We start from the raw sequence: 21,747 nt of genomic DNA on the forward strand, positions 1-21,747 counted from the left end.
CGGCGTCGTCCCCTCCCGAGTGAGCGGTCCCACCCGGGAGGGGGCCACGCAGCCGGTACGCTCGCACCCGTGCCTCGCGGTGACGGACGGCTGACGCACGACCTCGACCCCCATGACGCTGGTCCCCAGGACGCCTGTGGCGTCTTCGGGGTCTGGGCTCCGGGGGAGGAGGTCGCGAAGCTGACCTATTTCGGCCTGTACGCCCTCCAGCACCGCGGTCAGGAGGCGGCCGGCATCGCGGTGTCCGACGGTTCCTCCGTCGTGGTCTACAAGGACCTCGGCCTGGTCAGCCAGGTGTTCGACGAGCCGACGCTGGGCAGCCTCCGCGGCCACATCGCCGTCGGCCACGCCCGGTACTCCACCACCGGGGCCTCCACCTGGGAGAACGCCCAGCCGACGTTCCGCACCACCGGTGCGGGCACCGGGCTCGCGCTGTGCCACAACGGCAACCTGGTGAACACCGCCGAGCTGGCCAGCGCCGCGGCCGACGAGGGCGTCGCCGGGGCGTTCGTCGCGACCAACGACTCCGACCTGGTCACCTCGCTCATCGCGGCCAAGCCCGACATGTCGGTCGAGGCGGCGGCGATGGAGGTGCTCCCGCGCCTGCGCGGGGCGTTCAGCCTCACGTTCATGGACGAGGACACCCTGTACGCCGCGCGCGACGCGCAGGGCGTGCGGCCGCTGGTCCTCGGCCGGCTGGAGCGCGGCTGGGTCATCGCCAGCGAGACGGCGGCGCTGGACATCTGCGGCGCCTCCTTCGTCCGCGAGGTCGAGCCCGGTGAGCTGATCGCCATCGACGAGGACGGCCTGCGCAGCCAGCACTTCGCGCACCCCGACCCCAAGGGCTGCGTCTTCGAGTACGTCTACCTCGCCCGGCCGGACACCACGATCTCCGGACGCGGCGTGCACGCCGCCCGGGTCGAGATCGGCCGCCGGCTGGCCAAGGAGCACCCGGTCGAGGCCGACCTGGTCATCCCGGTGCCCGAGTCGGGCACCCCGGCCGCGGTCGGGTACGCCGAGGCCTCCGGCATCCCCTACGGCCTCGGGCTGGTCAAGAACTCCTACGTCGGGCGCACCTTCATCCAGCCCAGCCAGACGATCCGGCAGCTGGGCATCCGGCTGAAGCTGAACCCGCTGCGCGACGTCATCCGCGGCAAGCGCCTGGTGGTCGTGGACGACTCGATCGTGCGGGGCAACACCCAGCGGGCGCTGATCCGGATGCTCCGCGAGGCCGGTGCGCTCGAGGTGCACGTGCGGATCGCGTCGCCGCCGGTCAAGTGGCCCTGCTTCTACGGGATCGACTTCGCCAGCCGCGCCGAGCTGGTCGCCAACGGGCTGGACGTCGACGGCGTACGCGCCTCGATCAACGCCGACTCGCTGGGCTACGTCTCCGAGCAGGGGCTGATCGCGGCCACCGAGCAGCCGGCCAACCGGCTGTGCACCGCCTGCTTCACCGGCGAGTACCCGATCCCGCTGGGCCAGCCGGAGGTGCTCGGCAAGCACCTGCTGGAGGGCATCGGCCGCCGGGCGCTGAACGGCGCGCTGACCGACGAGGCCCCCGCGGTCACCGGGTGGACCGGCCAGCAGGCCGGCAGCCCGATGGTCCCGGGCGGCGCCGACGACGCGCTGAGCCGGCCGTGACGACCTCCGAGGGCGAGCTGACCTACGCCGCCTCCGGCGTCGACATCGACGCCGGCGAGCGGGCCGTCACCCTGATGCGCGCCGCGGTGGAGCGGACCAACCGCCCGGAGGTCGTCGGTGGCCTCGGCGGGTTCGCCGGGCTGTTCGCCCTGGACACCGCCAGGTACCGCAAGCCGCTGCTGGCCTCCTCGACCGACGGCGTGGGCACCAAGATCGCGCTGGCCCGGGCGCTGGACCGGCACGACACCGTCGGCATCGACCTGGTCGCCATGGTCGTCGACGACCTGGTCGCCTGCGGCGCCGAGCCGCTGTTCCTGCAGGACTACGTCGCCTGCGGCCGGGTCGTGCCGGAGCGGATCGCCGCCATCGTCACCGGGATCGCCGAGGGCTGCACGCAGGCCGGTGCCGCGCTGGTCGGCGGGGAGACCGCCGAGCACGGCGACCTCATGGGCGCCGACGACTACGACCTGGCCGCCACCGCGGTGGGGGTCGTCGAGGCCGACGCGGTGCTGGGGCCGGAGCGGGTGCGGGCCGGCGACGTGGTCGTCGCCATGGCCTCCTCCGGGCTGCACTCCAACGGCTACTCGCTGGTGCGCCGGGTCGTCGACCGGGCGGGGCTGGACCTCACCGGCACCCCGGCCGGCCTGGGGCGCCCGCTCGGCGACGAGCTGCTCGAGCCCACCCGGATCTACGCCCGCGACTGCCTGGCGCTCGTCGAGGAGCTGGGCGTGGAGACGGTGCACGCCTTCGCCCACATCACCGGGGGCGGGCTGGCCGGCAACACCGTCCGCGTCGTCCCGGCCGGGCTGGAGGCGGTGCTGGACCGGGGCACCTGGGCGCTGCCCGCGGTGGTGCGGCTGCTCGAGGAGCACGGCGTGCCGCGCGCGGAGTCCGAGCGGGCCTTCAACTGCGGCGTCGGCATGGTGGCCGCGGTCGCTCCCGAGCACGCGGACCGGGCGGTCGAGCTGCTCATCGGCCGGGGCGTCCCGGCCTGGGTGGCCGGCACGGTCGGCGCACACGACGGAGGGCCCTCGGCCCGGCTGGTCGGCTCCTACCGCTGAACCGGCCGCCGGCCGGCCGCGGTGGCGCCGGCCGGCTCCGGACGCACGACAGCACCGCTCCTCCCGGAGGAGGAGCGGTGCAGCCGTGTCTCAGGGGCTGGGTCGCTGGCTCAGCGGCTCAACGACTGGCAGCCCAGTCGTCGTCCTCGTCGTCCTGCGACCAGCTCCCGACGTGCGTGTCGTCCTCGTCGTCGTCCTTCGGCCCCCGGGAGGGGAACGACGACGGCTGTCCAGCCAGTTCTCGCTGGAGGGCAGTGAGGTCGGTGTTGGGTGAGCTGTACTTGAGCTCACGGGCCACGCGTGTCTGCTTGGCCTTCGCTCGGCCGCGCCCCATGGCTCGACCCCCTCGTGACGGAGTGCGGGTCGTCGTCCAGCACTGGGCTGGACGGCCCGTGTGGCGACCCCGACTGAGTGACTGTGTCCTTGGCCGAGCTTACGACACGGATCGGTCACGGGCACGCAGCGCACCCCCCGGCTGCCTCATCCGGAGGTGGATGTGACCGGGGTCTCACCCGATCCGGCGGCCCCGGCCCCCTCGCAGGGCCTGCCGCGAGTGGGAGGACCCCGTCCTCCTCATCCCTCGCACGTTCGGGACGAGCCTCGGGACGGGGCCGGGGGCGAGGGGTCCTTCAGCCGCGGGGCAGCCGGATCGTGGCCAGCCGCCCCACCGAGCGCATCCGCTCCTCGGCGAGCCGGTCGGCCGCGACGGCCGGGGAGACGCCCTCGGCGTCCGCCGCGGCGAAGACCCGCAGGGCGACGTCGAAGATCGAGGTGGTCTTCGACTCCGCCCGCGGGAAGGAGAACCCGTGCCGCTCGTCCTCCACCTGGATCACGCCGCCGGCGTTCACCAGGTAGTCGGGGGCGTAGAGGACGCCGCGGTCGCGCAGCAGCTCGGCGGTGCCCTCGTGGGCCAGCTGGTTGTTCGCCCCGCCGCAGACGATCTCGGCGGGCAGCACGGCCACCGTCTCGTCGTCCAGGGCGCCACCGAGGGCGCAGGGGGCGTAGACGTCGTGCGGCGTGCGCACCAGGGTCGCGGTGTCCTCGACCGCCTGCACCGTGGAGTGCCGGGCCCGGACCCGGGCGACCGCGGCCGGGTCGACGTCGGTGACGACGACGGACGCCCCGTCGGCGACCAGCCGGTCGACGAGCCAGCTGCCCACCTTGCCCACCCCGGCGACGGCGACGGTGCGGCCGGCCAGGGTCGGGGCGCCCCAGCGGTGCTGGGCGGCGGCGCGCATCCCCTGGAAGACGCCGAACGCGGTGAGCACCGAGGAGTCGCCGCAGCCGCCGAAGGCCTCGGACCGGCCGTGGGCGAACCGGGTCTCCCGGGCCACGACGTCCAGGTCGGCGTTGTAGGTGCCGACGTCGCAGGCGGTGAGGTAGCGCCCGCCGAGGCTCTCCACGAAGCGCCCGTACGCGCGCAGCAGCGCCTCGGTCTTGTCCGTGTGCGGGTCGCCGATGATGACCGCCTTGCCGCCGCCCAGGTCGAGGCCGGCCAGGCTGTTCTTGTAGGCCATCGCCTTCGACAGCGCCAGCGCGTCGGCCACCGCGGCCTCCTCGGAGGCGTAGGGGAAGAACCGGGTGCCGCCGAGCGCCGGACCGAGCGCGGTGGAGTACACCGCGATCACCGCGCGCAGCCCCGACCCGGGGTCGGAGCAGAAGACGACCTGTTCGTGCCCGGTGCCCATCACGTCCACGACCGGCAGCCTAGGCAGCCGCGCGCCTCCGCGCCGCGTGCACGCGCCCTCGCGGGGCACGTCGCTGCCGTTGCGCAGCGGGCGTGACGGCGACGCCCGGGTCCGGAGAAGGGAGTCCGTGCCGTGTCCGCCCGCCCGGGCGGGCATGATCGGGGGCTGACGAGAGGCGCCGGCCGACCCCGGTGCCGCACACTCCCTCCGTCGGGCCGAGTCGAGGCCCGGCCGGTGGAGGACATCAGCGGGGCATCGCTGCGCCGCCACACAGGAGCGACGACAATGAGGAACTGGCACACGATGGCTCGACCCACCCGGCTGCTCGCACTCGCCCTGGCGGCACCCCTGCTGATCAGCGCCTGTTCCACGGAGAACTCCGGCGGGGGCGACGAGAGCGGCGACGGCGGCGGCGCTGCGACCGCCTCCGGTGACCTCGACTTCGCCGTCGTCACCCACGGGTCCGCCGGGGACGCCTTCTGGGACGTGGTGCAGAACGGTGCCGAGGCGGCCGGTGAGGACCTCGGCGTGGGCGTCGACTACCAGAGCGACGGGGACCCGCAGCGGCAGTCCCAGCTGATCCAGGCCGCGGTCAACCAGGACGTCGACGGCATCGTGGTCTCGATGGCCAACCCCGACGCGCTCGAGGACTCGATCGGCGCCGCGGTCGACGCCGGCATCCCGGTCGTCACGATCAACTCCGGCGGGGACCGGTCGGCCGAGTTCGGTGCCATCGGGCACGTGGGCCAGGACGAGACGGTCGCCGGCTTCGGTGCCGGGCAGCGGCTGGCCGCCGACGGGGCGCAGAACGTGATCTGCGTGGTGCACGAGGCCGGGAACATCGGCCTGGAGCAGCGCTGCGCCGGGGCCTCCGAGGGGCTGGGCGCCGACGTCCGGCTGCTCCAGGTGGACGTCAACGACCTGCAGGCAGCCCAGTCGACGATCACCTCGCAGCTGCAGAGCGACCCCTCGATCGACGCGGTGCTCACGCTGAACTCCGCCGTGGCCTCGGTGGCGGCGTCGGCCGCCGACGACGCCGGCTCCGACGCCGAGATCGCCACCTTCGACCTCAACGGCGACGTCATCTCCGCGATCCAGGACGGCACGATCGCCTTCGCCGTCGACCAGCAGCAGTACGAGCAGGGCTACCTGCCGATCGTGATGCTGCAGCTGTACGCGGAGAACCTGAACACCGTCGGGGGCGGCCAGCCGGTGCTCACCGGCCCGGCGATCGTCGACGCGGAGAACGTCGACGAGATCGCCGACCTCGCCTCGGCGGGGACCCGCTGAGCGCGACCCGGGAGGCGCCCGTCGACGGGCCGGCGCGCGCCGACGAACGCGTCGCCCGGGTCAGCCCGTGGCGGCGGCTGCTGGTCAAGCCCGAGCTCGGGTCGCTGATCGGTGCCGTCGTCATCCTGGGCTTCTTCTCCGCCCAGTCCGAGGTCTTCCGGTCGCTGGCCGGGGTGGCCAACTGGCTGGACGTCGCCTCGGTGCTCGGAATCATGGCGGTGGCCGTCGCACTGCTGATGATCGGCGGGCACTTCGACCTCTCCGCCGGGGTGATGACCGGCACCACCGCGCTGACCGTGGGCGTCGTGGCGGTGGAGCTGCAGCAGAACATCTGGGTGGCGATCGCCGCGGCGCTGGTGCTGGCTCTGGCGATCGGCGCCTTCAACGGCTGGCTGGTCACCCGCACCGGCCTGCCGAGCTTCATCATCACGCTGGGCACGTTCCTGATGCTGCAGGGGCTCAACCTGGGCATCACCAAGGCGTTCACCGGCACCGTCCAGGTGCGCGGGCTGGCCGACGCGCCCGGCTACCACTCGGCGGAGCTCGTGCTGGCGTCCACGGTCAGCGTCTTCGGGCAGCCGTTCCGGATCGCCGTCCTGTGGTGGCTGCTGGTCACGGCCGTGGCCGCCTGGGTGCTCCTGCGCACCCGGTTCGGCAACTGGGTCTTCGCCACCGGCGGTGACGAGGTGGCCAGCCGCAACGTCGGGGTCCCGGCGCGGCGGACGACGATCGTGCTGTTCATGACCACCGCCACCGCCGCGTGGCTGGTCGGTTCCATCACCGCCGTCCGGCTCACCTCGGTGCAGGCCAACACCGGCACCGGCCAGGAGCTCATCTACATCGTCGCGGCCGTGATCGGCGGCTGCCTGCTGACCGGCGGGTTCGGCTCGGCCGTCGGCGCGGCCCTCGGTGCGCTGATCTTCGGCATGACCCAGCAGGGGATCGTCTACCTGAACTGGGACGCCGACTGGTTCTACTTCTTCCTCGGGGCGATGCTGCTGCTCGCGGTGCTCACCAACCGGCTGGTCCGGCGCTACGCCGAGGCGGCTCCCCGATGAGCACCCCGGCCGCAGGCGCCCCGCTGCTGGAGCTGCGCGACATCGGCAAGGACTTCGGCTCGGTCATCGCCCTGCAGGGCATCTCCACCAGCGTGCGCGCCGGGCAGGTCACCTGCGTGCTCGGCGACAACGGCGCCGGCAAGTCCACGTTGATCAAGGTGCTCGCCGGGGTGCACCGGCCGACCCGGGGGCAGCTGCTGCTGGACGGCGAGCCGGTCGACTTCGGCGCCCCGCGCGAGGCGCTGGACGCCGGCATCGCCACCGTCTACCAGGACCTGGCGATGATCCCGCTGATGTCGATCTGGCGGAACTTCTTCCTCGGGTCCGAGCCGACGACCGGGTGGGGCCCGTTCCAGCGGTTCGACCGGGCCACCGCCAAGGAGGTCACCCGGCGCGAGCTGGCGGCGATGGGCATCGACATCCGCGACCCCGACCAGCCGGTCGGCACGCTGTCCGGCGGCGAGCGTCAGTCGGTGGCGATCGCCCGAGCGGTGCACTTCGGCGCCCGGGTGCTGATCCTGGACGAGCCGACGTCGGCGCTGGGGGTGAAGCAGGCCGCCGTGGTGCTGCGCTACATCGCCCAGGCGCGCGACCAGGGGCTCGGCGTCGTCTTCATCACCCACAACCCGCACCACGCGCACCCGGTGGGCGACCGCTTCCTGCTGCTCAACCGCGGCCGGAGCATGGGGGACTTCGCCAAGGACGAGGTGACCCGGGAGCAGCTGACCGAGATGATGGCCGGCGGCGACGAGCTGACCCGGCTCGCCGAGGAGCTGGGACGGTCGGACGGCGCCTGAGTGGCCAGGTCGACATGAGGACCGGGCCGGGCGGTGACCGGACGACTTCGGGACGACGCGCGGTTGCTGCGCGTGTTGTGCGTGTGACTCGTGGTGCGACTGGGACGCTCGCTGAGCCCACCCGTCCATCCCTCTTCCCCAGGGAGCGACCATGACGCAGGCACTCCGGCCCCCGTCCCCGGCAGAGCCCGGCCGGCTCGGCGAGGCAGGACGCAGCCGGGTCCGTGCCGGACGCCGCCGGCCGTCCCGGCTGCTGGCCGGGGCCCTGACCGCGGCCGTGGCGGCCGTGCTGCTCGGCGCCGGCGGCGGCACCGCGCGCGCCGAGCCGGTGAACCCGAGCGACGAGCAGCTCGCCGGTGCCCAGACGGCGCAGGACGCGGCCGCGGCCGAGGTCGGCCGGATCGCCGGGCAGGTCGCGGCCGCCGAGGCGCAGCTGGAGCAGGTCCAGGTGCTGGCCGAGGCCGCCGGCACCGCCTACCTGGCGGCGGAGGAGGCCCGGGTGCAGGCCGAGGCCGCGGCGGCCCGGGCGGCGCAGGACCTGCAGGTGGCCGCGGACGCCGTCGCCGCCGCCCAGGCGCGGGTCGCCGAGTTCTCCCGGGACACCTACAAGAACGGCGGCGAGCTCACCAGCGAGATGGCCCTGCTGGACGTCGGCGGGCCGTCCGAGCTGGTGCAGAAGGCCGCGATGCTGTCCTACGTCGGCGACCACCAGGTCGACGTCCTGGGGGTGATGGAGCAGGCCCGGGTGCAGCAGGCGCAGGCCGACGCGGCCGCCCGGGCGGCCCGGGACGAGTCGGTGGCGGCCGAGGCGGCGGCCGAGGGGGCGCGGGTCGAGGCCGAGCGGCAGCTGGCCAACCAGCAGTCGGTGTACACCCAGGTGACCGCGCAGAAGGCGGCGCTGGACCAGCAGCTGCAGGACGCCCAGGTGCAGCTGCTCTCGCTCCAGGGCGAGCGCAACGCCTTCCAGGCCTGGCAGCAGCAGAAGGCGGCCGAGGAGGCTGCGGCCCGGCTGGCCGAGGAGCAGGCCCGGGCCCAGGCGCTCGCCGACGACCGGCAGGCGCTGCTGGCCGACGCCGAGGCCGCCGGGTACGGCTACGCCCGGCCGGCCGTCGGCACCACGAGCAGCTGCTTCGGCGCCCGCTGGGGGGTCACGCACTTCGGCGTCGACATCGGGGCGCCGATCGGCACGCCGGTGCGCGCGGCCACCGCCGGGGTGGTCCAGCGGGCGGGGCCGGCGACCGGCTTCGGGCTGGCGGTCTACCTCCGCGGCGACGACGGCGCGATCACCGTGTACGGCCACGTGAACCAGTACTTCGTCCGCGCCGGGGAGCGGGTCGCGGCCGGTGAGCAGATCGCCGAGGTGGGCAACCGCGGTCAGTCGACCGGGCCGCACCTGCACTTCGAGGTCCACCCCGACGGGCAGATGCACAGCGGCCAGGTGGACCCGGTGCCCTGGTTGCGCGCCCGCGGCATCACCGTCCGCGGCTGCGGCTGACCCGGCCGACGACGCCCCACTCCTCCCCTCAGGGCCGCCCGATCGCCACCACAATGGCCATTGTGGTGGCGATCGGCCCGGTGCCTCGAGACGGGGCGGGCCGCCGGGTCAGGCGTTGTCGCAGTTCTCCGTGATCCAGGCGTCCAGCCGGGTCTGGGACTCGGTCGCCTGCGCCTCGATCTCGGCGAGCGCCTGCTCCGCGCTGGCCTGGCCCTCCGGGGTGGTCAGGTCGATGCCGCCGAGGGTGTCCCGGATGCCGACGAACGTGTCGAGCAGGACGTCCCAGTCGGCGCTGATCTCCGCGGGCGGGTCGAGCTCCCCCAGATCGGCGATGGTCCGGTCGAGCAGCTCCTGCTGGGTCAGCTCGGCGGCATCCGGGGCGGTGAGCACGGCCTCGGCCTCGGTGCAGAACGCCTGGACGTCCTCGTCGGAGGTGGTGGCGGAGCTGCTGGCGCTGCTCGAGGTGCTGGAGCTGGTCGCGGTCGACGCCGCGTCGGGCTGCTCGTCGTCGCTGCCGCACGCAGCGAGCAGGACGACGGCAGCCACGGCGGAGAGGCCGGCGCGGAACGGGGTGGGGAGAGCGCGCATGCGATCGACGGTAGCCGCTGCCTGCGGCCGGCACCGGGGCCCGGCGGGCCCGCTACCGTGCTGCCCGTGACCGCCCCCGTCGACCCGCGGACCAGCTGGGCGCTGCCCGCACCCGGCACGATGGCCCCGGTCGCGGACCCCGAGCCGCTGGTCACCCGGGTGCTGGCCCCGAACCCCTCGCCGATGACGCTGGACGGCACCAACACCCACCTGGTGGGCGAGCCGGGCTCAGGCCAGGCCGTCGTCGTGGACCCCGGCCCGGACGACCCCCGGCACCTGGCCGCCGTCGAGGCCGCGCTGGCCGCCCGGGACGCCCGGGTGGTGGCCGTGCTCGTCACCCACCACCACGGCGACCACGCCGAGGCCGCGTTGCCGTGGGGCCGGCACTTCGGCGCACCGGTCGCCGCCGCCACCCCCGCGGTCGCCGGCCCGGGCGGGCGGCTGCTCCGGGCGGGGGAGCGGCTGCAGCTGGCGGGCACGACGCTGGACGTCGTCCCCACGCCCGGGCACACCGCCGACCACCTGGCCTTCCGGCTGGCGTCGGGTGCCGTGCTGGTCGGTGACCACGTGCTGGGCCGGGGCACCTCCGTGGTCACCCACCCCGAGGGCGACGTGCTCGCCTACCTGGAGTCGCTGCGCCGGGTGCACGACCTGGGCCCCTCGGCGCTGTACTGCGGACACGGGCCCGAGCTGACCACCGACCCCGGGGCGGTGCTGCGGTTCTACCTGGCGCACCGGGCGTACCGGGAGCAGCAGCTGCTCGACGCCCTCGCGGCCGGCGCCCGGACGGTGGACGAGCTGGTCGCCGTCGTCTACGCCGACGTGCCGCAGGCGGTCCGGCCGGCCGCGGCCCAGTCCACCCGGGCGACGCTGGCCAAGCTGGTCACCGAGGGCCGGGTGGAGCCCGACGGGGACCGGGTCCGGGTGGCCTGACCCGTCGCGGTCCTAGGGTGCCGGGGGTGGAGCTGTCCGGGGAGTGGGACGTCGTCGTCGTCGGCGCCGGGTCCGCCGGCTGCGCGCTGGCCGCCCGGCTGGTCGACGCCGGCCGGCGGGTGCTGGTCCTGGAGGCCGGCGCCGACCACCCGCGCCCCGAGGACTTCCCCGCGACCATCCGGGACGCCGCGACGATGGGGGCCGCCACCCCCGGCCACCCCGCGAACTGGGAGCTCACCGGCGAGCTGACCGACGACCTCCGCTGGCCGGTGCCGCGCGGGCGGGTGCTGGGCGGCTCCAGCGCGCTCAACGGCACCTACTTCATCCGGGCCACCCGCGCCGACCTCGACGGCTGGGCCGCCGCGGGCAACGACCTGTGGTCGGCCGACGCGCTCCGCCCGGCCTTCGTCCGCTGCGAGCGCGACGTCGACTACGGCGACCGCCCGGGGCACGGCTCGAGCGGCCCGCTGCCGGTCACCCGGGTGCACGAGCCGCACCCGCTCACCGATGCCTTCGCCGGCGCCTGCGACGCGCTCGGCTTCCCGGCCGAGCCGGACAAGAACGCCGACGGCCCGCCCGGGCACGGGCCGGTGCCGTTCAACGTCTCCGACGGCGTGCGGGTGAATACCGCGATGGCCTACCTCTCCCCGCGCCGCGGGCACCCCGGGCTGACCGTGCGGGGCGGGGTGCGGGTGACCCGGGTGCTGGTCGAGCACGGCCGGGCGGTGGGTGTGCAGACCGACCGCGGCCCGGTGCGCGCCGCGGAGGTCGTGCTGTCGGCCGGCGCGGTCGGCTCCCCGCACCTGTTGCTGCTGTCCGGGATCGGCCCCGCAGACCAGCTGCGCGCCACCGGCGTCGACGTCGTCGCCGACGTGCCCGGGGTGGGGCAGGGCTTCAGCGACCACCCCGACGTCTACGTGACCTACCGGCCGGCCCGGCGCACCCCGATGCCCCGCGGGCTGCTCCCGCTGGCCACCGCCCTGAACACCGCCGACCACCTCGAGGTCATGCCGTGGCTCAAGCCGTTCGGGAAGGTGATGCTGTCGCGGGCCTCGGGGTCGGCGCTGTCCGGCGTCACCGAGGTGCTGCGCCGGCCGGCCGCCACGCTGCGCGCGCTGCGGGGCGCCTCGGTGCCCCGGCTGCTGGACTCCGCCCGCCGGCGGGACGACCTCTACCTGGCGGTGGCGCTGCAGCAGGAGGAGAGCCGCGGCCGGATCAGCCTGACCACCGCCGACCCGCTGGTGCAGCCACGGATCCGGTACCGCTACCTGACCGAGGACGCCGACCGGCGCCGGCTGCGGGACGGCGTCCGGCTGGCCGCCGAGCTGCTGCGCACCCCGGCCTTCGCCCCGCTGGTCGCCGAGCGCACCGGACTGCCCGACGACGTCCTGGCCGACGACCGGGAGCTGGACCGGTGGACCCGGGCGCACCTGGCGACCGCGGTGCACCTGGCCGGCAGCGCCCGGATGGGTCCGACCACCGACCCCGGGGCGGTGGTCGACCAGCACCTGCGGGTGCGCGGGGTGGCCGGGCTGCGGGTGGTGGACACGTCGGTGATGCCCCAGGTGCCCTCCCGCGGCCCGGCGGCGACCGCCGTGGCGATCGGGGAGCGGGCCGCCGAGCTGATGGACGGCTGAGCCAGCCCCCTGGGTTCAGCGCTGGGCGTCGGCCACGGCCAGGGACCGGTCCAGGTAGACCGCGTTGCCGGACAGCAGCCGGTGCAGGTCCCGGAACGACCGGTCCAGCACCGCGGCCGGGTCGGTGTCGGCCGGGTCCGGGTCCGGCGCCTGGCCGGCCATCTCGGCCAGCCCGACCGACGCGTCGGCCAGCGTCGGCCACAGGTGGGCCCACTGCCAGAACTCGTAGGTGGCCGGCCCCACCACGGCCGACGCCGGCGTGCCGAGCAGGCCGATGCCGTCGACGCCCGGCCGGTCCGGCAGCTCGCCCAGCCCCAGGAGCAGGGACTGCACCCGGTGGGTGCGGGCGAACACGGCGGCCGGCTCGCTGCCGGGGACGAGCTCGGCCACCAGGCCCCGCTCGATCAGCGCGTCCAGCACGCGGTCGCAGTCGGGGACGCCGGCCTCCTCGGCCGCCTCGCGGACCGCGGCGCGGGTCCACGGGACGCCGTCCCGCACCCGGCTGGGCACCCCGTGGGTCAGCGTCCACACGTCGGCGGTGGTCCGGTCCTCCAGCAGCGGGCTGTCCCAGCCCAGCCGCACCACCCAGTAGCTCGGTGGCTCGCCGCGGTGCTGGTGGAAGGCGCCCATGGGGTGGCCGAGGGGGAAGACGAGCGCCTCGTCGGCGGGGGGCATCAGCTCACCGCCCAGGTGTCCAGGTGGACGGCGTTGGGGGTGAGGAGCCGGTGCAGGTCCTCCAGCAGCGAGGTGAGCAGGGCGTCGGGGTCGGTGGCCAGGGCGTCGTCGATGCCCACCCGGGCGGCGGTGGCCGCAGCCCCCTCGCAGGCCCGCCAGAGGCTGCTCTCCATGTGCGCCCACTCGAACAGGTCGTAGGCGGCGGCCGACAGCACGGCGAGCGGCCGGCCGGGCAGCCCGACCGCGTAGGCGTCCGGGGCGGCGGCGCTGTTCCCCAGGCCCAGCACGAGGGGCACCATCCGGACCCGGCGGGCCAGGTCGCGGGCCGACCCGGTGCCGGGTGCGGCCAGGGCGACGAGCCCCTGCTCCTGCAGCCGGTCCAGCCGCTGCGCGCAGTCGGCGAGGCCCACCGCCTCGGCCTGGGCGGCCAGCGCGTCGGGCGTCCACGGGCGCGGCACGTGGTCGGCCGGCCCGTGCGCCATGGCCCAGACCCCGAACTCGGCCGAGGTGAGGCTGTGCAGGGCGGCGCCGACCCGGATGTCGAACTGGTCCACGACCGCCCGGACGCCGATCAGCTGACCGATCGGGTAGACCTGCTCCGCGGTCGAGTCGCTGGTCATCGCCGGGGAGCCTAACCGGGACCGGGAGCCCGACGCCGGGTCGCCGGGCGGGTGTCGCGCGGGTCCGGCGCTGCTGCGCTGGTCAGCTCAGCGGACGGCGCGGATCTGGGTGCTGGTGGTCGACAGCGGCGACCAGGCGTCGGGGTGCGACTGCCCGGCGTCGCTCACCCAGCCCGGCGCGCGGGTGCCCGTGGCGCCGTTCCGGGTGGCCGGGCGGGCGGACAGGTGCACGATCAGGGAGAGCAGGACGAGCAGCCCCACGAGCACACCAGCGATGACCAAGAGCGTCGAGAGCATGCTGGAGAAGCTAGTGGTCCGGACTGGTCCGTGTCCGGTGTCCGGTCGGGCAGAAGGTGCCGAACTTGATCACCGGATGCGCGAAGTCTGACAGTGGGAGTCGACATGTCGACCACAGCTGGACGATCCGGCCCGGCAGAGTCTGCCAGCCGCCGTCCTCAGACGTCGAGGGGGAGGCCGGTGTAGTTCTCGGCCAGCTCGCGGGCCGCGGCCTCCGACGAGCAGACCCGGCGGAGCTGGGAGAGCTGGAGCTCGGCGTCGAAGTCGTCACCGGAGCGGTGCAGCATCGAGGTCATCCACCAGGAGAAGTGGGTGCAGCGCCAGACCCGGGCCAGCGCCCGGTCGCTGTAGCTGTCGACCAGGTCGGTCTGCTTCTCGGCCAGCAGGCGGACCAGTGCGGTGGCGAGCAGCGTGACGTCGGCGACGGCGAGGTTGAGGCCCTTGGCGCCGGTCGGCGGGACGATGTGCGCGGCGTCGCCGGCGAGGAACAGCCGGCCGCGGCGCATCGGCGCGCTGACGAAGGAGCGCATCGGCAGGATCGACTTCTCGGTGACCGGCCCGGTCTCCAGCTCCCAGCCGTCGAGGGCGAACCGGGTGGACAGGCCGTCCCAGATCCGGTCGTCGGACCAGTCCTCGATCTTCTCGTCCGGGTCGACCTGCAGGTAGAGGCGTGACACCGACGGCGACCGCATCGACAGCAGCGCGAAGCCGTCCGGGTGCCAGGCGTAGACCAGCTCGTCCTCCGACGGCGCGACGTCGGCCAGGATGCCCAGCCAGGCGTAGGGGTAGGTGCGCTCCCACAGCCGGCCGGAGGTGCCGGCGGTGACCACCGGGCGGGAGACGCCGTGGAAGCCGTCGGTGCCGGCGATCACGTCGCACTCGAGCACCTGGGACACGCCGTCGGCGTCGGTGAACCGGATCCGCGGGTGGTCGGTGTCGACGTCCTCGGGGGTGACGTCGGAGACCTCGAACAGCAGCGGCGGGCCGCCGGCGAGCTGGGCCGAGATGAGGTCCTTGGTCACCTCGGTCTGCCCGTAGACCCACACCTTGCGCCCGCACAGCTCGGGGAAGTCCAGGTGGTGCCGGGTGCCCGGGTACTGCAGGAAGATGCCGTCGTGCGGCAGGCCCTCGCGCTGCAGCCGGTCGCCGACGCCGGCGTCGATCAGCGTGGAGACGGTGTGCTGCTCCAGGATCCCGGCGCGGATCCGTGCCTCGACGTAGTCGCGGGACCGGTTCTCCAGGACGACGGTGTCGATGCCCTGCAGCTGCAGGAGGCGGGACAGCAGCAGTCCTGCCGGGCCGGCTCCGATGATCCCCACCTGGGTGCGCATCGGCCGAGTGTGACCCCGGCCGCCGACCTCTAGCGACCCCCTCCTCCCGCTGGGCGGAAGGGTCAGCGGAACTGCTCGGTGCGCGCCAGGGCCCGGCCGATGCCGCGGGCGGCCACCTGCAGCACCGGGGCCAGCCGGGCGACGTCCCGGCGGTGGGCCGGGACGACGATGCCCAGCGCGGCGGCGACCACCGGGCCGGACGGCCGCTCGACGGTGACCGGGACGGCGACCGACGCCGCGCCCAGGCTCATCTCCTCGGCGGTGCGGGCCCAGCCGCGGCGGCGGACCTCGGCCAGCTCCCGGCTCAGCAGCCCGGCGTCGACGACGGTGTGCCGGGTCTCCCGGGACGGCTGCCGGAGCACCTGCTCCAGGACGTCGTCCGGCGCGGAGGCCAGCAGCACCTTGCCGACCCCGGTGGCGTGCAGCGGCAGCCGGCTGCCGACCTGGCTGACCACCGGCACCGACTCCCGGCCGGAGATCCGTTCGACGTAGAGCGCCTTGCTGCCCTCGCGCACCGCCAGGTGCACGGTGTCGCGGGTGGCGGTGTGCACGTCGAGCAGGAAGGGCGAGGCGACCTGCCGCAGCTCCAGGTCGACCGGGGCGAGCAGGCCGAGGTCCCAGAGCTTGCGGCCGACCTCGTACCGGCCGTCGGTGCGGCGGACCAGGGCGCCCCAGGCGGCCAGTTCGGCGAGCAGCCGGTGGGTCGTGGTCAGCGGGGTGCCCGACCGCTCGGCGACCTCGGAGAGGCTCAGCCGCGGGTGGGCGGCGTCGAAGGCGTCCAGGACGCCGAGCGCCCGGGAGGTCACCGACCGGCCGGCCGCGGCGGCGCCACCGGCCATGTCGCCCTACTTTCTGCTCAGCGGAAGACGTTGCTTGGGCAGCGTACTGCCGGGTCGTACGGTCCCGGCATGACCGGGACCACACCTCGTGCGCCGCGACCGGCGTCGGACAGTGCGCTGACGCTGCCGCGCTACCTCCGGGAACCCGCCGACCGGCGCACCCCGCTGGACTACGCGGGATACAAGAGCACGGGGCTGCGGGCGCCGCTGCGCACGCCGGTCGACCTGCCGCACCGGCTGACCGAGGTCACCGGCCCGGTGCTCGGGGAGGACCTGGTCACCGCCGCCGACGCCGACCTGACGCTGCGCGAGGGCGGCGAGGCCCAGGGCCAGCGGATCATCGTCTACGGCCGGGTGCTCGACAGCGACGGCCGTCCCGTGCCGCACGCGCTGGTCGAGGTCTGGCAGGCCAACGCCGCGGGCCGCTACCGGCACGTGGTCGACAACTGGCCCGCTCCGCTGGACCCGTACTTCGACGGGCTGGGCCGGGTGGTGACCGACGACCTGGGCCGGTACGAGTTCACCACCATCAAGCCCGGGGCCTACCCGTGGGGCAACCACCACAACGCCTGGCGGCCGGCGCACATCCACTTCAGCCTCTTCGGCCAGGCCTTCACCCAGCGACTGGTCACCCAGATGTACTTCCCGGACGACCCGCTGTTCGGGCAGGACCCGATCTTCAACTCCATGCCGACGACCGCGCGGCACCGGGCGGTCAGCCGGTTCGACCTGGAGCGCACCCAGCCCAACTGGGCGCTGGCGTTCCAGTGGGACATCGTGCTGCGCGGGCGCGACCAGACCCCCTTCGAGACCGACGACGACGGAGATGTCGCGTGAGCGCCGACCGACTGTCCCCCCTGGTGCTGGCCGCCGACGAGAGCAACGACCGCCGGCAGGGGACGCCGCGCCGCGGCACCGGGTTCCTGACCGAGCCGTTCCGGCTGGGCACGACCCCGAGCTCGACCGTCGGGCCCTACCTGGCGATCGGCCTGACCTGGGCCGACGGCCCGGACGTCGTGGCCGAGGGCACCCCCGGGGCCATCTGGCTGCGGGGCCGGGTCTTCGACGGCAACGGCGACCTCGTGCCCGACGGCATGATCGAGACCTGGCAGGCCGACCCGGACGGTCGTTTCGACCACCCGGACGACCCGCGCGGCGCCGTCGCCACCCCCGGCTTCCGTGGCGTGGGGCGGTCGCACACCGTCGAGCCGGCGGGGGAGTACGCCGTCCGCACGCTCAAGCCCGGCCGGCTGCCCGACGGCGAGGGCGGGCTGCAGGCGCCGCACGTCGACGTCTCGGTCTTCGCCCGCGGCCTGCTCGACCGGCTGGTCACCCGGATCTACTTCGCCGACGAGGCCGAGGCCAACGCCGAGGACGCCGTCCTGCGCAGCCTCCCGGACGACGCCTCGCGGGCCACGCTGATCGCCCGGCCCAGCGCGGACGGCTACGTGCTGGACATCCACCTGCAGGCCTGCGCGGCCAAGGGCATGGACGAGACCGTCTTCTTCGCGGTGTGAGCGCCCGCCGCCCGGGACCACCCGCCAGGATGGGCGCGTGATCCTCGACGCGACCTTCGCCCGCGGCCCCGTCTCCGCCGGCACCTCCGGGGACGCCTGGCTGGTGGCCCTGCTGGAGGTCGAGGGTGCGCTGGCCCGCGCCGCCGCCCGGGTCGGCCTGGTGGCCGGCACGGCCGCCGACGAGGTGAGCCGGGTCTGCGCCGAACCGGCCGCCCTCGACCTGGCCGCGGTCTACGCCCGGGCCGGGGACGCCGGCAACCCGGTGCCCCCGCTGGTCCGGGCGCTGCAGGACGCCGTCGGTCCGCACGCCGCCCGCGCCGTGCACGTCGGCGCCACCAGCCAGGACGTCGTCGACACCGCCGCGGTGCTGCTGGCCCGCCGCGGCCTGCAGCTGATCGACGCCGATCTCGCCGCGGCCGCCGGGGCCTGCGCCCGGCTGGCCGGCGCGCACCGGGACGACGTGCTGATGGGCCGCACCCTGCTGCAGCAGGCGCTACCGATCACCGCCGGGCTCAAGGCCGCCACCTGGCTGGCCGGCCTGGACGGCGTCCGCGCCCGGATCGCCGCGGTGACGGCGGCGCTGCCCGTGCAGTACGGCGGGGCCGTGGGCACCCTGGCCGCCAGCTCCGGCTCCGGGGTGGACCTGCGCCGGGAGCTGGCCGCCGAGCTGGGGCTCGCGGTCACCGAGGTGCCGTGGTTCACCGTGCGGCTGCCGATCGCCGACGTCGCCGGCGTGCTCGGTGCGGCGGCCGGGGTCGTGGCCACGATCGCCCTCGACGTCATCCTGCTGGCCCAGACCGAGGTCGCCGAGGCGACCGAGGTGGCCGAGGGCCGCGGGGGCTCCTCGGCGATGCCGCACAAGGCCAACCCGGTGGCCGCCGTCTCGGCGCGGGCCTGTGCCCGCCGCGCCCCCGGCCTGGTCGCCACGCTGTTCGCCGCGATGGAGCAGGAGCACGAGCGCGGCGCGGGCACCTGGCACGCGGAGTGGCCGACGCTGACCGACCTGCTCGGCACGGTGGGCTCGGCGGCGTCCTGGCTGACCGAGTGCCTGGCCTCGCTGCGGCTGGACCCGGAGCGGATGGCGCGGACGGTGGCCGCGGCCGGTGACCCGCAGCTGGCCGGTGCGCTGGCCGAGGCGCTCACCCCGGCGCTGGGCGCGGGCGCCGCGCACGACGCAGCGGCGGCCGCGGTGCGCGAGGCGGCCGCCGCCGGTCGCCCGCTGGCCGACCTGGTGGCCGGGCGCACCGACGTGGACGGCGCGGCACTGGTCGCCGACAGCTCCCCGGACGTCGGTGAGGCCGGGGCCCAGGTGGACGCCGTCCTCGCCGCGCACACCATCGCGGCGCAGTCCGACCCCATCGCAGGAGGACCGGCATGACCGCTGGACAGCCCACCGGCCCGCGCGCGTCGCAGGCGACGCCACCGGACGAGTCAGGAGGCAGGCGATGAGCCCGGTGGAGGTGCACGCCGTCGTCGAGGGCCCGGCCGACGCGCCGGTGCTGCTGCTGTCCAACTCGCTCGGCTCGGACCTGTCCATGTGGGACCCGCAGGTGCCGGCGCTGACCGAGCACTTCCGGGTGGTCCGCTACGACACCCGCGGGCACGGCCGCTCGCCGGCGGGGGCCGGCGACGCCACGATCGACGACCTCGCCGACGACGTCGTCGCGCTGCTGGACCGGCTGGGGGTGGCCCGGGCGCACGTCGCCGGGGTGTCGATCGGCGGGATGACCGGCCTGCGGCTGGCGGTGCGCGACCCGCAGCGGGTGCTGACCCTGGCGGTGCTGTGCAGTTCGGCGCACACCGGCAACCCCGACAGCTGGGCGGACCGCGCGCGCACCGTTCGGGCCGAGGGCACCGGCGCCATCGCCGAGCCGGTGGTCAGCCGCTGGCTCACCCCGCCCTACGCCGCCGCGCACCCCGAGCTGGTGGCCCGGCTGCAGGCGATGGTCGCCGCCGCCGACGACGAGGGCTACGCCGGCTGCTGCGCCGCCATCCAGCACATGGACCAGCGCCCGGACCTGCACCGGATCACCGCCCGGACGCTGGTGGTCTCCGGCGCCGAGGACCAGGCGGTGCCGCCGGAGCACCAGCAGCGCATCGCCGACGGCGTCCCCGGTGCCCGGCTGCTGAGCCTGAGCCCGGCCGCGCACCTGGCCAACCTGGAACAGCCCGAGCAGGTCAGCCGGGCGCTGATCGCGCACGCCACCGGAGGCACCCCGTGACCGACGACCTCGAGCCCGGACCGCTGGAGACCGACGAGCAGCGCCGGACCGCCGGCATGCGGGTGCGCCGGGAGGTGCTCGGCGACGCCCACGTCGACCGCGCGGTCGCCGCGGTGACCCCGCTGACCGCCGACTTCCAGGACTTCATCACCCGGGTCGCGTGGGGCGACCTGTGGCAGCGGCCCGGGCTGGACCGGCGCGAGCGCAGCATGCTCACCCTGGCGATCACCGCGGCGCTGCGGCACTGGGACGAGTTCGCGCTGCACGTGAAGGCTGCGGTGCACAACGGGCTGACCGACGAGGAGATCGCCGAGGTGTGCCTGCACACCGCCGTCTACGCCGGGGTGCCGGCGGCCAACCACGCGCTGGCCGTCGCCAAGCCGATCCTGGCCGAGCTCCGCGCCCAGGGCTGAGCTGCAGGCCGGGCCGAAAGGCGCCGAGGACGACCGGCTGGACGGCGCCCGGGCGGTCAGCCGGCCGGGACGGTGACCGGGACGGTCGCCCGGCCGGTGCCGAGGTCGACGGTGGCGCCGTCGGGGGAGGTCGCCGAACCCGCGACGACGACGGTGGCCCCGGTGAGGTCGGCGGGCACGTCGAACGCGGTGATCACCCGGGTCGGGGAGTCGTCCAGGTCCTGCGCCCGGAGGGTGGTCCCGTCCGGCAGGCGCAGCGACAGCAGCCCCGTCGGCACCGCGCCCGGCGGGGACTCCGGCAGGGCCATCGTCACGTCGAGCAGCAACAGGGCGCGGCTCGGGTCGGCCGGCCGCGCCTCCCGGACGAACCACTCGAGCCGGCCGCCGCGCACCGCGATCGTGACGGGCAGCGACGCCGAGACCCGGCCGGGTGCGCTCAGCGTCGCCGTCAGCTCCCGGACGGCGTCCACGTCGGCCTCCCGGGAGGTGCGGGCCAGCACCTGCAGGTTGCCCGGCCCCGGGGCGCCGGTGAGCAGTGACAGCCGCTGCTCGACCCCGGCGTCGGAGACCACCAGGTCGGCGACGGTGGTGCCCGTGGGCACCGACAGCAGCGCCTCGACGGTGGTGCCCGGGGCGGTCAGCGCCGGGGGGACGGCGACCGGCTCTCGGCCGCCGACCTGGTAGGTGAGCGTGGGCGCGGCGGGGGAGCGGCCCTCGCCCTGCTCGACCACGTACCGCACGGCGAGGAACTCCTCACCGTCGGCGGGCCGCCGGGCGGCGTCCCCGGTGCCCACCCGGTCGGGCCGGGCCAGCCCGGTGACGGTGACCGCCGCGGCCGGGCCGGAGAGCCGGGCCGCGCCCGCCGGCTTGCGCCAGCTGACGTCGGGGAACGGGCCCACCACCGTGTGGCCGGGCTCCGCCTGCGGCACCGCCGGGGCGGTCAGGCCGCCGGTGCCCCGCGGCGGCTCGGTCCGATCGGGCCGGCGGAGGAGCTCGCGGTCGGTCAGCGGCTCCGGGGCGGGGTCGGCGGGCAGCGCGGCCACCGAGAGCCGCACGTCGCCGCCCGCCGGGGTGCCGGTCAGCGGGAACCGGAGCCAGCTGGCGTCGTCCTGCCCGTCGACGAACAGCGCGGGGCCGCAGAGCAGGTCCGGGCGCACCTCGGAGCCGGCGGCGTCGTCGAGCTGGAACCAGCAGCGGCTGTCCGCGCTGCTGACCCCCTGACGGGCCGCCACGTGGTCGGCGAACACCCGGTCGGCCGCGGCGAGGACCGCGGCGGGCTCGGTGACGTAGCGGCCGCCGTAGGTGAACGGGTCCTCGCGCAGCAGCGCGAAGAGGCCGGTGCCGGCCAGCAGCACGACCAGCAGGGCGGCGCTGAGGATCGACCCGACCGGCCGGGGACGGCGGCGCCCGGCCGCCCGGCGTCCGGACACCGGGCGCTCCGGCGCGACCGGAACGGACGGCGCGGGCGGGTCGGACGGCCCGGCCGGATCGGACGGCGCGGGCGGGTCGGACGGCCCGACCGGATCGGACGATTCCGCCGGACGGGACGGCGCGGGCGGGTCGGACGGCGCGGGTGGCTCGGACGCGGGGGCGCCGGGGCGCTCCTCGCCCTCTCCGCCCACTGGTCCTCCGGCCTCTCGGTGCA

The 21,747-nt window shown here is 75.6% G+C and carries 22 protein-coding genes; 13 read left to right on the forward strand and 9 right to left on the reverse strand.

The window, feature by feature from the left end; genetic code table 11:
* The first annotated feature begins 69 nt into the window (after positions 1 to 69).
* Positions 70 to 1,641, forward strand: a complete 1,572-nt coding sequence (gene purF, locus FB380_RS08905) for an amidophosphoribosyltransferase (RefSeq protein WP_166754759.1) — start codon at positions 70 to 72, stop codon at positions 1,639 to 1,641.
* Positions 1,638 to 2,702 (forward strand): phosphoribosylformylglycinamidine cyclo-ligase, encoded by a 1,065-nt coding sequence (purM, locus tag FB380_RS08910; protein ID WP_229681837.1) that lies wholly within the window; start codon positions 1,638 to 1,640, stop codon positions 2,700 to 2,702. The genes purF and purM overlap by 4 nt, the downstream gene beginning before the upstream one ends.
* 118 nt (positions 2,703 to 2,820) lie before the next feature.
* On the opposite strand, the gene FB380_RS08915 is transcribed toward purM, so the two are convergent.
* Both FB380_RS08915 and FB380_RS08920 read right to left on the reverse strand, forming a co-directional pair.
* Positions 2,821 to 3,036, reverse strand: a complete 216-nt coding sequence (locus FB380_RS08915) for a DUF3073 domain-containing protein (protein ID WP_036336377.1) — start codon at positions 3,034 to 3,036, stop codon at positions 2,821 to 2,823.
* 295 nt (positions 3,037 to 3,331) lie between these two features.
* The gene (locus FB380_RS08920) at positions 3,332 to 4,390 is read right to left on the reverse strand and encodes a Glu/Leu/Phe/Val family dehydrogenase (RefSeq protein WP_166756168.1); all 1,059 of its coding nucleotides are present in this window, start codon (positions 4,388 to 4,390) and stop codon (positions 3,332 to 3,334) included.
* 303 nt (positions 4,391 to 4,693) lie between these two features.
* Here FB380_RS08920 and FB380_RS08925 point away from each other — a divergent pair, with 303 nt between their 5' ends.
* The 4 genes from FB380_RS08925 to FB380_RS08940 all read left to right on the forward strand — a co-directional run bounded on the left by FB380_RS08925 (position 4,694) and on the right by FB380_RS08940 (position 9,030).
* The gene (locus tag FB380_RS08925) at positions 4,694 to 5,680 is read left to right on the forward strand and encodes a sugar ABC transporter substrate-binding protein (RefSeq protein WP_166754760.1); all 987 of its coding nucleotides are present in this window, start codon (positions 4,694 to 4,696) and stop codon (positions 5,678 to 5,680) included.
* 173 nt (positions 5,681 to 5,853) lie between these two features.
* Positions 5,854 to 6,738 carry an ABC transporter permease gene (locus FB380_RS08930; RefSeq protein WP_229681839.1) on the forward strand — a complete coding sequence of 295 codons (885 nt, stop codon included), beginning with the start codon at positions 5,854 to 5,856 and terminating at the stop codon, positions 6,736 to 6,738.
* Positions 6,735 to 7,535 (forward strand): ATP-binding cassette domain-containing protein, encoded by an 801-nt coding sequence (locus FB380_RS08935; protein WP_166754761.1) that lies wholly within the window; start codon positions 6,735 to 6,737, stop codon positions 7,533 to 7,535. Before FB380_RS08930 ends, FB380_RS08935 begins: the two co-directional genes overlap by 4 nt.
* 151 nt (positions 7,536 to 7,686) lie before the next feature.
* Entirely contained in the window at positions 7,687 to 9,030 is a 1,344-nt protein-coding gene (locus FB380_RS08940; protein WP_166754762.1) for a M23 family metallopeptidase, read from the forward strand.
* A gap of 108 nt (positions 9,031 to 9,138) precedes the next feature.
* On the opposite strand, the gene FB380_RS08945 is transcribed toward FB380_RS08940, so the two are convergent.
* A complete protein-coding gene (locus tag FB380_RS08945) occupies positions 9,139 to 9,618 on the reverse strand; it encodes a hypothetical protein (protein ID WP_166754763.1) in 480 nt (159 codons plus the stop codon).
* Positions 9,619 to 9,684: 66 nt separating this feature from the next.
* Between FB380_RS08945 and FB380_RS08950 the strand changes: the two genes are divergently transcribed.
* Positions 9,685 to 10,551, forward strand: a complete 867-nt coding sequence (locus FB380_RS08950; RefSeq protein WP_166754764.1) for an MBL fold metallo-hydrolase — start codon at positions 9,685 to 9,687, stop codon at positions 10,549 to 10,551.
* Between the two features lie 26 nt (positions 10,552 to 10,577).
* The gene (locus FB380_RS08955; protein WP_229681840.1) at positions 10,578 to 12,188 is read left to right on the forward strand and encodes a GMC family oxidoreductase; all 1,611 of its coding nucleotides are present in this window, start codon (positions 10,578 to 10,580) and stop codon (positions 12,186 to 12,188) included.
* 15 nt (positions 12,189 to 12,203) lie between these two features.
* Here the strand turns inward: FB380_RS08955 and FB380_RS08960 are convergent, their stop codons facing one another.
* From FB380_RS08960 to FB380_RS08980, 5 genes are all read right to left on the reverse strand, one after another.
* A complete protein-coding gene (locus FB380_RS08960; protein ID WP_166754765.1) occupies positions 12,204 to 12,863 on the reverse strand; it encodes a hypothetical protein in 660 nt (219 codons plus the stop codon).
* Positions 12,863 to 13,483 carry a hypothetical protein gene (locus tag FB380_RS08965; protein WP_166754766.1) on the reverse strand — a complete coding sequence of 207 codons (621 nt, stop codon included), beginning with the start codon at positions 13,481 to 13,483 and terminating at the stop codon, positions 12,863 to 12,865. Before FB380_RS08965 ends, FB380_RS08960 begins: the two co-directional genes overlap by 1 nt.
* A gap of 87 nt (positions 13,484 to 13,570) precedes the next feature.
* Positions 13,571 to 13,780 carry a hypothetical protein gene (locus tag FB380_RS08970; protein WP_166754767.1) on the reverse strand — a complete coding sequence of 70 codons (210 nt, stop codon included), beginning with the start codon at positions 13,778 to 13,780 and terminating at the stop codon, positions 13,571 to 13,573.
* Positions 13,781 to 13,938: 158 nt separating this feature from the next.
* A complete protein-coding gene (locus FB380_RS08975) occupies positions 13,939 to 15,111 on the reverse strand; it encodes a 4-hydroxybenzoate 3-monooxygenase (protein ID WP_166754768.1) in 1,173 nt (390 codons plus the stop codon).
* 62 nt (positions 15,112 to 15,173) lie between these two features.
* Positions 15,174 to 15,950, reverse strand: coding sequence for an IclR family transcriptional regulator (locus FB380_RS08980; protein WP_166754769.1), 777 nt, complete (start codon positions 15,948 to 15,950; stop codon positions 15,174 to 15,176).
* Between the two features lie 69 nt (positions 15,951 to 16,019).
* On the opposite strand from FB380_RS08980, the gene pcaH reads away from it, so the two are divergent.
* The 5 genes from pcaH (at position 16,020) to pcaC (ending at position 20,102) form a co-directional block, all read left to right on the forward strand.
* A complete protein-coding gene (pcaH, locus tag FB380_RS08985) occupies positions 16,020 to 16,787 on the forward strand; it encodes a protocatechuate 3,4-dioxygenase subunit beta (RefSeq protein WP_166754770.1) in 768 nt (255 codons plus the stop codon).
* On the forward strand, positions 16,784 to 17,467 hold the full coding sequence (gene pcaG, locus FB380_RS08990) for a protocatechuate 3,4-dioxygenase subunit alpha (protein ID WP_166754771.1): 684 nt from the start codon (positions 16,784 to 16,786) through the stop codon (positions 17,465 to 17,467). Before pcaH ends, pcaG begins: the two co-directional genes overlap by 4 nt.
* A gap of 37 nt (positions 17,468 to 17,504) precedes the next feature.
* Positions 17,505 to 18,845, forward strand: coding sequence for a lyase family protein (locus FB380_RS08995; RefSeq protein WP_166754772.1), 1,341 nt, complete (start codon positions 17,505 to 17,507; stop codon positions 18,843 to 18,845).
* A 67-nt stretch (positions 18,846 to 18,912) separates the two neighbouring features.
* Positions 18,913 to 19,689: a 3-oxoadipate enol-lactonase gene (pcaD, locus tag FB380_RS09000; protein WP_166754773.1), complete on the forward strand. Its 777-nt coding sequence runs from the start codon at positions 18,913 to 18,915 to the stop codon at positions 19,687 to 19,689.
* On the forward strand, positions 19,686 to 20,102 hold the full coding sequence (gene pcaC, locus FB380_RS09005) for a 4-carboxymuconolactone decarboxylase (RefSeq protein WP_166754774.1): 417 nt from the start codon (positions 19,686 to 19,688) through the stop codon (positions 20,100 to 20,102). The genes pcaD and pcaC overlap by 4 nt, the downstream gene beginning before the upstream one ends.
* A gap of 56 nt (positions 20,103 to 20,158) precedes the next feature.
* On the opposite strand, the gene FB380_RS09010 is transcribed toward pcaC, so the two are convergent.
* A complete protein-coding gene (locus FB380_RS09010) occupies positions 20,159 to 21,532 on the reverse strand; it encodes a serine/threonine-protein kinase (protein ID WP_166754775.1) in 1,374 nt (457 codons plus the stop codon).
* Positions 21,533 to 21,747: the final 215 nt, after the last annotated feature.

The organism is Modestobacter marinus (assembly GCF_011758655.1).
Classification (GTDB): Bacteria; Actinomycetota; Actinomycetes; order Mycobacteriales; family Geodermatophilaceae; genus Modestobacter; species Modestobacter marinus.